Source organism: Streptomyces sp. NPDC086023 (assembly GCF_044540325.1).
In the GTDB taxonomy this organism is placed as follows: domain Bacteria; phylum Actinomycetota; class Actinomycetes; order Streptomycetales; family Streptomycetaceae; genus Streptomyces.
This window is the reverse complement of record NZ_JBITRX010000009.1, coordinates 225,340-237,559: the sequence shown is the minus strand read 5'-3', so window position 1 is coordinate 237,559 and position 12,220 is coordinate 225,340. Positions and strand designations below refer to the sequence as shown.

General features: G+C 75.8%; 14 protein-coding genes and 1 pseudogene. 9 read left to right on the top strand and 6 right to left on the bottom strand.

Annotated features, from left to right (window positions below; all coding sequences use genetic code 11):
• Positions 1-3 precede the first annotated feature (3 nt).
• A pseudogene (locus tag ACIF6F_RS19795) lies at positions 4-240 on the top strand (DapH/DapD/GlmU-related protein); the annotation flags it as partial.
• Between the two features lie 318 nt (positions 241-558).
• Here ACIF6F_RS19795 and ACIF6F_RS19790 read toward each other — a convergent pair.
• Positions 559-849: a hypothetical protein gene (locus ACIF6F_RS19790; protein WP_399948171.1), complete on the bottom strand. Its 291-nt coding sequence runs from the start codon at positions 847-849 to the stop codon at positions 559-561.
• Between the two features lie 49 nt (positions 850-898).
• The gene (locus ACIF6F_RS19785; RefSeq protein ID WP_399948169.1) at positions 899-1,690 is read right to left on the bottom strand and encodes a hypothetical protein; all 792 of its coding nucleotides are present in this window, start codon (positions 1,688-1,690) and stop codon (positions 899-901) included.
• 290 nt (positions 1,691-1,980) lie between these two features.
• Here ACIF6F_RS19785 and ACIF6F_RS19780 point away from each other — a divergent pair, with 290 nt between their 5' ends.
• From ACIF6F_RS19780 to ACIF6F_RS19770, 3 genes are read left to right on the top strand one after another with little or no spacing between them, the layout of a single operon-like run.
• Positions 1,981-2,226: a hypothetical protein gene (locus ACIF6F_RS19780; RefSeq protein ID WP_399948167.1), complete on the top strand. Its 246-nt coding sequence runs from the start codon at positions 1,981-1,983 to the stop codon at positions 2,224-2,226.
• 16 nt (positions 2,227-2,242) lie between these two features.
• On the top strand, positions 2,243-2,707 hold the full coding sequence (locus tag ACIF6F_RS19775) for a hypothetical protein (RefSeq protein WP_399948165.1): 465 nt from the start codon (positions 2,243-2,245) through the stop codon (positions 2,705-2,707).
• A 32-nt stretch (positions 2,708-2,739) separates the two neighbouring features.
• Entirely contained in the window at positions 2,740-2,964 is a 225-nt protein-coding gene (locus ACIF6F_RS19770) for a hypothetical protein (RefSeq protein WP_399948163.1), read from the top strand.
• Positions 2,965-3,029: 65 nt separating this feature from the next.
• Here ACIF6F_RS19770 and ACIF6F_RS19765 read toward each other — a convergent pair whose 3' ends face one another.
• The 3 genes from ACIF6F_RS19765 to ACIF6F_RS19755 form a co-directional block, all read right to left on the bottom strand.
• The gene (locus ACIF6F_RS19765) at positions 3,030-3,446 is read right to left on the bottom strand and encodes a hypothetical protein (protein WP_399948161.1); all 417 of its coding nucleotides are present in this window, start codon (positions 3,444-3,446) and stop codon (positions 3,030-3,032) included.
• Between the two features lie 88 nt (positions 3,447-3,534).
• The gene (locus ACIF6F_RS19760; RefSeq protein WP_399948159.1) at positions 3,535-5,202 is read right to left on the bottom strand and encodes a hypothetical protein; all 1,668 of its coding nucleotides are present in this window, start codon (positions 5,200-5,202) and stop codon (positions 3,535-3,537) included.
• A gap of 353 nt (positions 5,203-5,555) precedes the next feature.
• Complete coding sequence (locus ACIF6F_RS19755) at positions 5,556-6,125, bottom strand: helix-turn-helix domain-containing protein (RefSeq protein ID WP_399948157.1); 570 nt, start codon at positions 6,123-6,125, stop codon at positions 5,556-5,558.
• Positions 6,126-6,277: 152 nt separating this feature from the next.
• Here ACIF6F_RS19755 and ACIF6F_RS19750 point away from each other — a divergent pair, with 152 nt between their 5' ends.
• From ACIF6F_RS19750 to ACIF6F_RS19735, 4 genes are all read left to right on the top strand, one after another.
• Positions 6,278-7,039 (top strand): ABC transporter permease, encoded by a 762-nt coding sequence (locus ACIF6F_RS19750; RefSeq protein WP_399948155.1) that lies wholly within the window; start codon positions 6,278-6,280, stop codon positions 7,037-7,039.
• On the top strand, positions 7,036-7,761 hold the full coding sequence (locus ACIF6F_RS19745; protein WP_399948153.1) for an ABC transporter ATP-binding protein: 726 nt from the start codon (positions 7,036-7,038) through the stop codon (positions 7,759-7,761). Before ACIF6F_RS19750 ends, ACIF6F_RS19745 begins: the two co-directional genes overlap by 4 nt.
• A 137-nt stretch (positions 7,762-7,898) precedes the next feature.
• Positions 7,899-8,891: an ABC transporter substrate-binding protein gene (locus ACIF6F_RS19740; RefSeq protein WP_399948151.1), complete on the top strand. Its 993-nt coding sequence runs from the start codon at positions 7,899-7,901 to the stop codon at positions 8,889-8,891.
• Between the two features lie 46 nt (positions 8,892-8,937).
• Complete coding sequence (locus tag ACIF6F_RS19735; protein WP_399948149.1) at positions 8,938-10,047, top strand: aryl-sulfate sulfotransferase; 1,110 nt, start codon at positions 8,938-8,940, stop codon at positions 10,045-10,047.
• Here the strand turns inward: ACIF6F_RS19735 and ACIF6F_RS19730 are convergent.
• Positions 10,017-10,991, bottom strand: coding sequence for a tellurite resistance/C4-dicarboxylate transporter family protein (locus ACIF6F_RS19730; RefSeq protein WP_399948147.1), 975 nt, complete (start codon positions 10,989-10,991; stop codon positions 10,017-10,019). The genes ACIF6F_RS19735 and ACIF6F_RS19730 overlap by 31 nt on opposite strands.
• 209 nt (positions 10,992-11,200) lie before the next feature.
• Here ACIF6F_RS19730 and ACIF6F_RS19725 point away from each other — a divergent pair, with 209 nt between their 5' ends.
• A complete protein-coding gene (locus tag ACIF6F_RS19725) occupies positions 11,201-12,172 on the top strand; it encodes a DUF1996 domain-containing protein (RefSeq protein ID WP_399948145.1) in 972 nt (323 codons plus the stop codon).
• Positions 12,173-12,220 lie beyond the last annotated feature (48 nt).

Genomic DNA, 12,220 nt, shown 5'->3' with positions numbered 1-12,220 from the left:
AAGAAGGCCACGTTCATCACCAGCGGCCACCCGGTCGACCCGGGGGAGCGGCGCCTGTACCTCACCGGGGCGCCCATCGACGTCGCGGAGAACGTGTGGATCGGCGCCGGAGCCACGATCCTGCCGGGTGTCAGCATCGGCCGTGACGCGGTGGTCGCGGCCGGCTCGGTGGTGGCCGACGACGTGCCCCCGGCCACCCTGGTCACCGGCGGCAAGGCCACGGTGCAGCGCAGCTGGTGACGCCCGGGAAGGCGTCCCCCGGCCCGCGAGGCGGCGGGCCGGCGGCGGCCCTGAGTCGCCCTACCGGGCGGGGAGCGGCCTCGCCGACTTCGGCCCCGGACGGATTCCGGCCCCACCTTCTTGGCCTTCCCCTCCGCGCGGAGCGCGTTGAGGTACCACGGCAGCACGACCAACTGCTTCCGGTCGTGCGACTCCACCTCGGGGTTCCACTCGCCCCCGTAGCCCGCCTGGCCGTCCGTGGAGCCCGGCGAGCCCGCGCGGACCGCGCCGTTGACGAGCCAGCGCGACATGGACGGGACCTCCAGCACCAGGGACCCGTCACCCCAGGTCGCTTGGGGCCCGCTTGCGGTCGCCGTGGACGTACTGGAAGTCGTTCACGCTCAGCTCCAGCTCCGCCGAACCGGACGCCAGGGCGTGGTCGGCCGCCGCCGCGAGCAGCCGGCCGGGAGGCCCGCCCTGTGCTTCGCGCAGCCGCAGGTCCGCGTCGGTGCGGGGCACGTCCGCCCACAGGGCGGGGCCCCCGAGTGCCGCGTCGGCCACGGTGACGGCCCCCGACAGGAGCCCCAGCTGCACCCCCGCCCGCCGGTACCACTCCGTCCGCCCCGTCATGAGCCCCCCGCTCTCCCCTCCGGACCTGCGGTGATCCGGTTCTCGGACCCTAGTCGACCGGAGGTCGGCTCCGGCGGCGGGGGCGGCCGTGGTTGCGGCCGCGGCGGAAGCGGAAGCGGCCGGCGGCGAGGGCGGCGGCGGTCTCCGGGTGGCGGGCCTCCAGTTCCACGAGGGCCGGGTGCGGGCCTTCCGCCTCCAGGCGCTCGGCGACCCGATCGCGCCCCTCGTTCCGCCTGCGGAGCCGGTCGTCCCTCTCCAGCCAGACGAACTGGGCGGCCAGGGCCACCGCGGTGACGGCGGCCGCGACCCACTCCACCGTCCCCCTCGGCATCCGGTCGAACAGCACGGCGATGCCCAGCACCATCTGCATGGCCAGCGCTGCCACGCCGAGGACGGCCAGGCAGCAGGATCCACGCTCCGGCTCGGGTTCCGGGAAGCGGGTCCGGCATGCGGCGAGGAACTCGTCCCGCGCCGGGCCGAAGTCCGGGTCGTTGGCGAGCACGTTGCCGAGCGGGGCGGGAGCGGTGCGGCGGCGCAGGGCGGCGAGCAGCGCGTCCGGCAGGGGGTGCCCGGCGCCTCGGTCCGGGTCCGCGCCGGCAGGGGTGACGGAGATGTTGCCGCGGCGGGTGACGGTCACCAGCCCGTCCAGGAACAGCCGCGCCGCGGCGGCCTGGACGTCGTCCTCGGGCCACCACCTGCGGTGCACCGCGTGGTACGGGTCCACGGCGAGCGCGGCCCACCGCTCCGTCAGCCGCTGCTCCCGGCGGCGGTGCATCGCGAGCCGGGCGTGCAGCAGCACGGCGACGGCCAGCAGGAAGAGGGCGAAGACGAGGCGGGTCATCGCACGAGCGTACGACCGGCCGGTGACAGCACTGCGGGTGGGCTGATTCAACTGGTCGTGCCGGCCGGCGGGTTGGGGTGGAGGGGACGCGCGGGACCTGCGGACGTCCCCGCGGCGGCGCCCGTCCCGCCCGACAGGCGCCCCGCACCGCCCGACGGGCGAGCCGCGGGCCCCCGAACTGCCGCAGCCGACTGCCGGTCGGGGCGGTGCGACGGACGTACGGTGCTCGGGTCACGGCGGGGCGGGCCCGGGCGGCCTCCCCCGCACCCCTCGCATCCGGAAGAGGACCGATGAATCAGAAGCGACTGGCGGCCGGAGGCGCCGCGGCCGTCATTGCGGCCGGCCTGGCCCTCACGGTGGTCGGCGCGGCCAACGCCGAACCCGCCGCGCGCCCCGAGCGCATCACGTCCGTGCAGCAGCTGCACGAGAGCCTCCGGCAGGCGGTCGAGCAGGAGCGGCCCCAGGCCCTGGCCGGCACCATCGGCGGCACCACGGGCCGCCTGGAGAACGTCACCGACACGACCGCCGACAGCTGACATGGAGGTGCGCACCGTGGCAACCGACGAAGCGGCACCGACCTGGTGCCCGAGCGGCGCGGCGCACGCGCCCGAGTCCGTCGTCCTCGGCGTGCGGTCGGGACACGACGGCCAGGTGACCTACCTCGCCGAGCCGGTGCCGGCGGCCGAGGTGCTGCCCTCGGTGCCCGAGGGCATCGAGCCGCGGCGCGTCCTGCGGTTCGCCTCGCACTGCGTCTCCAACTGCGTGAACCGGCGCGGCGACGACTGCACCCTCATCGAGCGGGTGCTGACGCTGCCGGTGCGGGAGGAGACGCGTGCGGTGCCGCGGTGCCACCTCCGTACGCAGTGCCAGTGGTGGCGGCAGGAGGGCGTGGACGCCTGCCACCGCTGCCCGGCCGTGGCGACGAAGAACTACACGGACGACGAACTGGCCACCCTCGTCGCGGATCCGAGCACGACGCCGGAACAGCTGGCGGAGTGGATCGCGGCCGCGCGCTGACCTGCACCACCGACCACCCCGAGGAGGGGCCCATGAAGCACACCCGGCTCACGGCGCGCGGCGCGGCCGCGGCCATCGCCGCCGGTCTCGCTCTGACCGCGCTCGGCACCACCACCGCCGCCGCGGCGCCGAAGCCGACCCGCATCACCTCCGCGGAGCAGCTGCAGAGCAGCCTCCGGCAGGCCATCGCGCTGGAACTCCCCCGGACGGGCGGCACCCTCAACACCGACCCCATCGGGAAGGAAGTGAACGCCTGACGGCGACGCCGGCGAGCGGCGGTTCCCGGTCCTGCCCGGTCCGGGTCCCGCCGCCCGCGACGCGGTCAGCCGCCGCCGAGCAGGGCGGTGATCGCCCCCGCGAAGGCCCCGGCGGCGGCCTGCAGGGCGGTGCCCGCGGCCAGCGCCGCGAGGGCCCCCGCGAGGGAGCGCAGCGGGCCCGGCTGGGGATCGGGTACGGAGAGCTGTTCGCCCGCCTCGTCGGCGAGGGCCCGCAGCGCCGCCGCGTTGGGCAGTTCCGCACCCTGCGCGTCCAGGGCGGTGCGGAACTCCGCGAGCCGCTCCCGCACCTCCGTGAGCGCGACGGTGCCGGGCACGGGGCCGGCGTACTGGGTGACGTGGGCGACGTCGCGGCCCACCACGTTCTGCACGGGCCCGGAGTTGTGGCCGCCGATGCTCACTCCCGCGCCGTGCGGTGCGGGCGGCGGGCCCCCGGGCTCCCCTGCGGGGCGGCGTCCGGTCACGGGGTCCTCCTCGTGGGCTGGCGAGTCAACGGCTCCTCCTTGCGGACGGCGGGTCGACGGCTGCACCTCGTACGTCCGGTGGGCGTCGTCACTGCTGGCTGACGCCGGCGGCGCTCTGGCCGGCGGCGACGGCCTGGATCGGCGCGGTGTTGTCCCCGAACACCTGGATGGTGTTGATCACGGTGGCCACCTGCTTCTCGTAGAGCGCCGTGTCGACCCCGCGCTCCTTGAGGAACTCGGCGACCGTCCGGAACGCGCACGTCTCCATCAGGACCACGTGCCGGGTCGCGTCGTCGCTCTGGTGCATGTCGAGGATCTCCTCGAACGAGTACCGGTCGCGCAGGCTGACCGGGTCCTTCTCCTCCCGCCGCCGTGAGCGCGGCCCCTTGCCCGCCGCCCGCCGCCACACGGCTGCCGTCCGGGCCACCGCGTCCGGCACGGCCTGGGCGGCGAGCCAGCCGGCCAGTCTCGGGCCGCGCAGCCGCAGCGGGTTGGCCAGCACCAGGAACTCGTTGTAGAGCGGGGTCATCACGTGGGGCCGGAGGGTGAGCCGCAGGTCGCCCGCCTCCAGAGCGCAGTGCACGAACGTCGTCACCACCACCTGTCCCGACCAGCTCACGGTCTGCGCGCGGAGGTAGATCCGCTCGGGGTGGCTGGTCGGTGAACGGCGTCCCTGGCCACGGGGGTCGGGCACCCCGCGCTCGGGCTTGCGGATGTGCAGCAGCCAGAGCGGGGCCTGGAGCGCGACCACCCGGTCCACGGCGAAGCCGGGCAGCGGGTCGGTGATCTCCGCCTCGCCGCGGCCGAGTTGACGCAGCGCCTGCCCCAGGTGGCCCAGCAGCTCCTCCTCGGTGAAGGGCGTGATCTGCGCGCCCTTCTCCTTGGGGCGCAGCGGGATCGCGAAGTGCGCGGCGTGCCAGGTCTCGCGCCCGGCGCCGATGAAGCGCTGGGTGGCCTCGTCGTACGGCAGCCAGGCGTCGTCCGCGTCGGCGAGCCGGGCGATCTTCCGGGCGGCCAGTACGCCGGCCCACGGCCGGGGCACCGGGGTGCCGCGGCCGTGCTGGAGGGCGGCCAGGGAGCGGAGCACCACCAGCCGGTCGACGAGGCAGACGGCGGTCATCGCCCCGAGGTACGCCAGGGGCAGCCAGAGCATCCAGCCGACGGTGCCGGGCCGCGCGCCGGCCGTGTCGTTGGCGGCCAGGATCCAGGGCACCACCAGCACGGCGAGCGGGAAGAAGCCCACCCCGCGCGTGGTCCAGGCGAGCCCGAGGCTGAGCAGGACGGCGCCGCCCCAGAGGACGGCCGCCTCGGGGCGCAGCCAGGCCAGGAACAGCAGGGCCGCCAGGACGGCCGCACGGCGCAGGCGGCGCAGCCGCCGCGCCCGGACGCTGTGGGCGACCACCGCGGGCAGGTCGAAGCCGTAGGAGGGCACGGCCCTGGCCGGCCCGTGCAGGACGTGGTCGACGACCCACTGGGCCGCCGCCTCACCCAGCGGCGGGCAGTCGTCGCTGCCCTCCAGGAGGATGCGCCGGCGGTGGCTGCGCCGCGGTCTGCGCTCCCGGGCCTCGCGTCCGCGCGCCCTCCGCCAGGCGCGCTTGAGGTCGCCGATGCGGTTCGGCCGGGCGTACACCGACTGGCAGAGCAAGCGGGTGACGTCGGACGCCTCGGGATCGGGCGGCCCGTCCGCCGGGTCGGCGGGATCCGGGGCGCCGGCGTGGGGCGCCGGAGGCCCGTCGGCCGCCTGCTGCGCCGGCATGTCCGGCGGTACGGGCGGCGCGTCCGGCGGTACGGGCGGCGCGTTCGGCGGTACGGGCGGCGCGTCCGGCGGTACGGGCGGCGCGTCCGGCGGTACGGCAGGCGCCTGTGGGGCCGGAGCGTCCGGCCGTACGGGCGGCGCCTCCGGGGCCGTTGCGGCCTGCGGCTCTGCCGCATCCGTTGGCTCCGCAACTGCGTTGCCAGGCGGCTCCGTTGCGACCAAGTTCGCCTCAACTGGCGTTGCCACACGTTCCGTTGCGGCCGTAGGCAGCTGTTCCTGTGCCATGGCTCCCCCGTTCGCCCGTGGCGGGCCATTGTCACGGGGAACGCCAGTGCACACCAGGGGGGAACCGGTCAACCGGCCGCGATGACCAGAAGCGTGCGGGCGGCCCCCTCCGAGGCGAGGCGGCAGCGGTGCGGGACGTCGCCGCGGTGGTGAGCGCTCTGGCCGGCCCCCAGCGTCAGCGGCTCCTCGCCCTCGACCTCCAGCACGACCGCGCCCTCCAGCACGTACAGGAAGTCCTCGCCGGCGTGCTCGAACCAGCCGCGCTCGCCCTGCCCGGGCTCGAAGTGGTGCTCGTACGCCTCCATCAGCCCGCTGCGTCCGCCGGGGATCAGGACGCGCGCCACCTGGCCGGCGGCCTCCGCCACCCGGATCACCTGAGGGTCGGACTCGTGGCTCACCGCGCCCGGGCGCGCCGGGGGGCGCAGGAAGGTGCCGGGCGCCACGTCCAGGGCCTCGGCGATCCGGTAGATGGAGCTGAGGCTCGGACTGGTGAGGCCGCGTTCGAGCTGGCTGAGGAAGGGCTGCGACAGGCCGGACCGGGTGGCGAGCTCCGCCATCGCGACACCGCGACGCTTGCGGCAGTCGCGGATCACCTGGCCCACCACGAGCGCTTCGGGCGTGGGTTCGGGTCGGGACACGCAGGTGAACGTACCCCATCGGGCCGGAGGGGCCATCGGCGGTGATCACCGGCCCGGCAGGTTTCGTACTGCCGCAACACTCCCTTAATAAGCCTCGTCAATTATTGATCCTGCTTATAGCCGCCGATGAGCGCCGATGAGGAGTGCCACCCGTGTCCGTCCCCGATCTCCGCCGCGCGCTGCCCCCGCTGGGGGCAGCCGCGGCCGTCCTGGCCCTGTGGTCGGCCCTGGCCTGGTCCGGGGCCGTGGCGCCGGGGCTGCTGCCCGGCCCCGCCGAAACGTTCCGCGCACTGGCCGAGTCCGCCCGCGGCGGCACCCTGGCCGAGGACCTGTCCGCGAGCCTGGCGCGAGCCGGCCAGGGCTTCGCACTCGGTGCCGCCGCGGGCAGCGTGCTCGGCTTCGCCACCGGGTACCTGCCGCGGCTCTCGGCCCTCGTCACGCCGCTGGTGTCCTTCCTCCGCCCGATCCCCGCGATCGCCCTCGTGCCGCTGGCCACCGCGTGGTTCGGCATCGGCGAGGACGCGAAGCGGCTGCTGATCGCGTACGCCGTGCTGCTGGCGGTCTGGCTGTACGTGCACGACGGCGTCTCGCGCGTGCCGGTCAGCCACCTGCGGGCGGCACGCTCGCTCGGGGCGCCGCTGCACCGCCGGTTCGCCGAGGTGCTGCTGCCCGCGGCGGCGCCCTCGCTGCTGGCCGCGCTGCGGTACGGGGCGTCGGTGGCGCTGCTCGCGCTGGTGGCGGCCGAACTGGGCGGGGCCGAGAGCGGGCTGGCGTACCGGCTGCAGGTGGACGGCCAGTTCCTGCGGGTGGACCGGGTGTTCGCCGGTCTGCTGGTCCTCGGTCTGGTGGGCGTCGCGGTGGACCTGGTCCTCGCGGCGGCCGGCCGCCGGATCGTCCGCTGGGAGGCGTCGTGAGCCTCGGGGTCCGGCTGGAGGGCGTGTCCGTCGGCTTCGGCCGGGGCGGGCGCGGGGCGCCGGTGGTGGCGGAGGTGGACGCCGAGTTCGCCGCGGGGTCGTTCACCGCCCTGCTCGGGCCCAGCGGCTGCGGGAAGTCCACGCTGCTGAACGCGGTGGCGGGGTTCGTACGGCCCACCGCGGGCGGGATCACCGTCGGCGGGGCACCCGTCACCGGGCCCGGACCGGACCGGGGCGTGGTCTTCCAGCAGTACGCGCTGTTCCCGTGGCTGAGCGCCCGGGGCAACGTCGAGTTCGCCCTCAAGCGTCTCGGGCTGCCCCGCTCCGAGCGGCGGCGGCGGGCCCTCGACGCGCTGGCCGAGGTCGGGCTGGCCGAGGGCGCGGAGAAGCGGCCGGGCGAGCTGTCCGGCGGCATGCAACAGCGGGTCGCGCTGGCCCGGGCGCTCGCCGCCGAGCCCGAAGTGCTGCTGATGGACGAGCCGTTCGGTGCGCTGGACCCGCTGACCCGGGGCCGGATGCAGGGTCTGCTGGCGGACCTCTGGCGGCGGGCCGGCACCACGGTGCTGTTCGTCACGCACGACCTCGACGAAGCCCTCGCCCTGGCCCGGCGGGTGCTGGTGCTCGGCGGCTCCCCCGGTCGCGTCCTGGCCGACCACGAGGTGCCGCCGGGCGGCCCGGACGCCGGACTCCGCGCCCGCGTGGCAGCGCAACTGGGCGCCTGACCGCCCACCTGCCTGCCGTCCGCCCGCGATCGTCCGTCTCCGTCCGTCCCTCCCGGCCGGCCCGGCCGTTTGCCCGGGGCTCCGGTTCCGTCCCTTCCGCCTTCCCCCGCATTCCCCTACTCCCCAAGGAGCTCCCCGTGTTCAGACCCCGCGCCCTCGTCGGGCTGCTGACCGCCGTCCTGCTCGCTCCCCTCACCGCCGCCTGCTCCGACGCCGGCTCCGGCGGTTCCGGGGGTCCCGCCGTGACCGTGGCGGCCAGTGACCACCTCGGCGGTGCTCCCGTGTACGTCGCCCAGGAGCGCGGCCACTGGGCCGCCGAGGGGCTGCGGGCCGACGTACGGACCCTCCCGACCGGGCGGGACGCGCTGAACGCCGTACTGGGCGGACAGGCCGCGTACGGCGTGGTCGGCGACCTGCCCGCCGTCACCGCGGCCCTCGGCGGCCGGGACGTCCGCGTCGTGGCCGAGCTGTCCACGTTCACCGACTGGCGGCTGCTCACCCGTACCGACCGGGGCGTCACCGGCTTCGACCGGCTGCGCGGCAAGCGGATCGGCGTACCGCGCGGCACCAACGTCGAGTACGCGCTCTCCCGCATGCTCACCGCGGGACGGCTCACGGCGGCCGACGTCACGCTCGTGAACCTCGCCCCGAACCAGGTGCCCGCCGCCCTGGCCCGCGGGGACGTCGACGCCGGGGTCACCTTCCCGAGCTTCTACGACGCCACGCGCACCGCCCTCGGCGACCGCCACGCCGAGCTGCGCTTCACCGGCTACACCGCCCGCACGCTCCTGGTGTCCGGCCCCGGCGCCGAGGCCGGCCGGACCACCGCCCTGCTGCGCGCCCTGCTGCGGGCACAGGGGGAGCTGACCGCGGACCCGGCGGGCGCGCGGAACGCCGTACTCGCCCAGTCCAAGGGGGCGTTGCAGCCGGCCTACGCCGCCGCCTTCCAGCCACGCTACGCCTACCGGGCCTCGCTCTCGCCCGTGCTGCTGCGGCAGCTGCACGAGGAGGGCGTCTGGGCCAAGTCCGCCCAGGGGCTGCCCGGGTCCGCCGACGAGGCCGCACTGCGGAAGGTCCTGGACCCGGCACCGCTGAGGGCCGCCGAACCGGCCGCCGTCACCCTCCCCTGAGCCCCCGCCCCATCCACCCGACCAGTTCCCTGAAGGAGCCACACCCGTGACCGTCGACCAGAACACCCTCCGCCGCCGCGGCCTCGGCCTGCGCGCGCACGACCCCGCCCGCAGCTTCGGCGGGTACACCCTCTACACGCCCATCGCCGGCCCCGGGGAGGTGCACCTGGTCGACATCGAGGGCCGCACCGCCCACACCTGGCGGCTGCCCCACCCGCCCGGCCGCCACGGCCGGCTGCTGCCGAACGGCAACCTCTTCTACCAGGGCAAGGACCCCTCGGGCCCGAGCCTCTTCCCGATCTGGGACGTCTACCACGGCGGCATCCTCCAGGAGGTGGCGCCCGACGGCACGGTGCTGCGCGAGGTCCGCCACCCGTACCACCACCACGACGCCTCGGTGCTGCGCAACGGCAACCTGCTGGTCCTCGCCGTCGAGCCCCTCTCCCCCGCCGACGCCGCCCGCATCCGCGGCGGCATCCCGGGCTCCGCGGCTCCGGACGGGCGGATCTGGGGCGACGTGGTGTACGAGCTGACCTGGGACGGCGAGGTCGTCTGGCGCTGGGCGGCGATCGAGCACCTGGACCCCGAGGAGACCCCCCTCAACCCGCACTTCGCCCGCGAGCACTGGCCCATGGCCAACACCGTCAACGAACTCGACGACGGCGGAGTGGTCGTCGGCTTCCGGAGCGCCTCCACGACGGTGGCCGTCGACCGCGCCGACGGCTCCGTGCGCTGGCGCATCGGCCCGGACGTCCTCGCCCAGCAGCACTACCCGCACGAACTGCCCGGCGGGAACGTGCTCGTCTTCGACAACGGCACGTACCGCGACACCACCTCGGTCCCGTACTCCCGCGTGCTGGAGCTCGACCCGGTCAGCGGGGCGGAGGTCTGGGCGTACGAGGACAACCCGCCGCAGAACTTCTACAGCCCCTACATGTCCAGTGCGCAGCGGCTGGCGAACGGCAACACCTTCGTCGCGGAGGGCTCCTTCGGCCGGCTCTTCGAGGTGACGCCCGACGGGGACGTGGTGTGGGAGTTCGTGGTCCCCGAGTTCGGCGCCTTCGGGCAGGGCGTGGGCCTGGAGTCCTCACGGGGCGCCCAGAACGCCGTCTTCCGTGCCTACCGCTACGCGGCCGAGGAGATCCCCTGGCTCTGATTGCGGCGGCGCACGGAGAGCACCAGCCCGCCCGCGGTCACCACCCAGAAGCCGAGGGCGATCCACAGCAGCACCCGGCCGGTGCTCTCCAGCCAGTCCACCCCGGTGGCCGCCGCGGTGGACAGGCAGGCCACCGAGGTCATCCCGAGGGGGAAGACGGTGGACCAGCGGCGGATGTCGTAGGCGGGGCGCGGCCAGCGGGCCTCGGCGAACAGCAGCACCACGTACCAGGCGAGGTCGAGTCCGACCAGGACGAGGGTGGCGGTGCGCAGCACGTCGTGTGCGGTGCCGGTCCAGACGGGCGAGGCGGTCAGCTTCGAGCCCGCGAGCGCCGAGATGGCGAGCGCGCCGCCGGCCACCCACTGGTCGCCGAGGCCCTCGCGGACCTGCCGGAAGTCGAAGCGGGCCAGCGCCTCGCCGTAGAGGACCAGGCCGAGGAGGAAGAAGGCGAGGGCGGCCCGGGCGAGCCATGCCCCGTGCCCGGCGAGCGAGAGGGTGCCGGCGAGCACGGCGAGGGCCTGGGTGGCGACGCAGGTGAGGAACGCGGCGCCGGGCATGCCGCGGTGCCAGTGCCTGATCACGGAGACGAGGAGGAAGGGCCAGACCAGGGCGGCCAGGGCCAGCAGCCCGTACGCGAGGCCCGGCCAGTCGTACAGGCTTGCGCGCACCCCGAGGACGGCGGTGGCGGCGACGGCCGTGAGCGCGGGCGGGGTGTCCGCCTCGGAGCGCCAGCGGCGCCGGTCCTCGAACAGCCGGGAGACGAACTCGCCGGCCAGCAGCACCCAGGCCAGGCCCGCGAGGGCGAAGGCGACCAGCGAGAGCGGCTCGTAGCCGGTGAGGTGCAGGCCGACGGAGATGATGCCGGTGGCCATGACGAAGGCTCCCGCGGCCGGCGGGAGGTCGGTCCACCAGGGCGGGGGCGACTGCTGCTCACGTTCGCGCATCCTCCCAGCGGAACCCGGCGGGCGCCGTGCCGCCATCCGGGTGGTCCACCCGGGGCACCTGCCGGTCCGCGGGCCGGCGGGCGGGCGGCGGGCGTACCTGCCTCCGGCAAGCGCCGGATGGCGGGTTCCCGCTGCTCACCGGCCGGATCCGAGCCGCATCGGCCGGCCGTGGTTGACGCGCCGGGCCGGCAGCGGGGACGGTGACCGCCATGGGGATCGAACGCACGCTCACGGCGGTGCTGGCGTGCCTGGTCCTGGGCGGGGGCCTGAGCGCGGCCGGACCGCCCGGGGGCGGGCGGGGGGAGGTGCCCGCCGTGCCGCTCGACGCGCCGGTGGCGCTGGGTCCGGACGCGTCGACGGGCCGGGTGGTGGTCGACTGCGGGCGCAACGCGGAGCGGCACTACAACGAGGACAACCTGGTCGTCTCGCCGGGCGTGCGGGCCGGCGCGCACCACACCCACGCCTACGTGGGCAACCTGTCCACCACCGCCGCGTCCACCGACGCGTCCCTGGCGGCGGCCGCGACCAGTTGCCGGGACGGAGACCGCTCCACGTACTACTGGCCGGTGCTGCGGCGTACGGACCGGCCGGGCCGGATGGCGTACGAGCGGGCCTCCGGCCACCACGGCAACGCGGGCCGGATCCTGCGCGAGGCGGCGGTGACCGTGGAGTTCCGCGGCAACCCGGTGAGCCGGGTGGTGGCGATGCCGCGGTTCCTGCGCGCGATCACCGGCGACGCGGTGGCCCACACCGCCGCCGACGCCTCCCGGGTACGCGCCGCCTGGGGCTGCGCCGGCCTGCCCGGCCTGGCCACGGTCCGGTACCCCCGCTGCCCCGACGGCGACCGGATCACCCGCACCCTGGTCTTCCCCAGCTGCTGGAACGGGCTGGACACGGCGGCCCCCGACCACCGGGCCCACCTCACCTTCCCCGCGGGCAACGGGGCGTGCGCGCCGGGCACCTTCCCGGTGCCCGCCCTGCGGCTGTCGCTCGTGTACGAGCCCGTCCCGCCGGGGACGCCCCTCGCCCTGGACTCCTTCCCCGAGCAGCGGCACAGCCCGCGGACCGACCACGCCATGTTCGTGAACGTGATGGGCCCGGCGGCGATGGACCGGGTGGTGGACTGCATCAACTCCGGCCGCAGCTGCCGCGGCTCCCGGGATTCCTCCGGAGCCCGGTGAACCGGAGGCGCTCCCCGCGCGTGTTCCGCACGTAACCAAGCGAGGGAG

Bases quoted from the DNA above. Each gene is read 5' to 3' on its own strand.
- ACIF6F_RS19790 (WP_399948171.1), bottom strand. From the start codon at position 849: ATGACGGGGCGGACGGAGTGGTACCGGCGGGCGGGGGTGCAGCTGGGG.
- ACIF6F_RS19785 (WP_399948169.1), bottom strand. From the start codon at position 1,690: ATGACCCGCCTCGTCTTCGCCCTCTTCCTGCTGGCCGTCGCCGTGCTG.
- ACIF6F_RS19780 (WP_399948167.1), top strand. From the start codon at position 1,981: ATGAATCAGAAGCGACTGGCGGCCGGAGGCGCCGCGGCCGTCATTGCG.
- ACIF6F_RS19770 (WP_399948163.1), top strand. From the start codon at position 2,740: ATGAAGCACACCCGGCTCACGGCGCGCGGCGCGGCCGCGGCCATCGCC.
- ACIF6F_RS19760 (WP_399948159.1), bottom strand. From the start codon at position 5,202: ATGCCGGCGCAGCAGGCGGCCGACGGGCCTCCGGCGCCCCACGCCGGC.
- ACIF6F_RS19730 (WP_399948147.1), bottom strand. From the start codon at position 10,991: ATGCGCGAACGTGAGCAGCAGTCGCCCCCGCCCTGGTGGACCGACCTC.
- ACIF6F_RS19725 (WP_399948145.1), top strand. From the start codon at position 11,201: ATGGGGATCGAACGCACGCTCACGGCGGTGCTGGCGTGCCTGGTCCTG.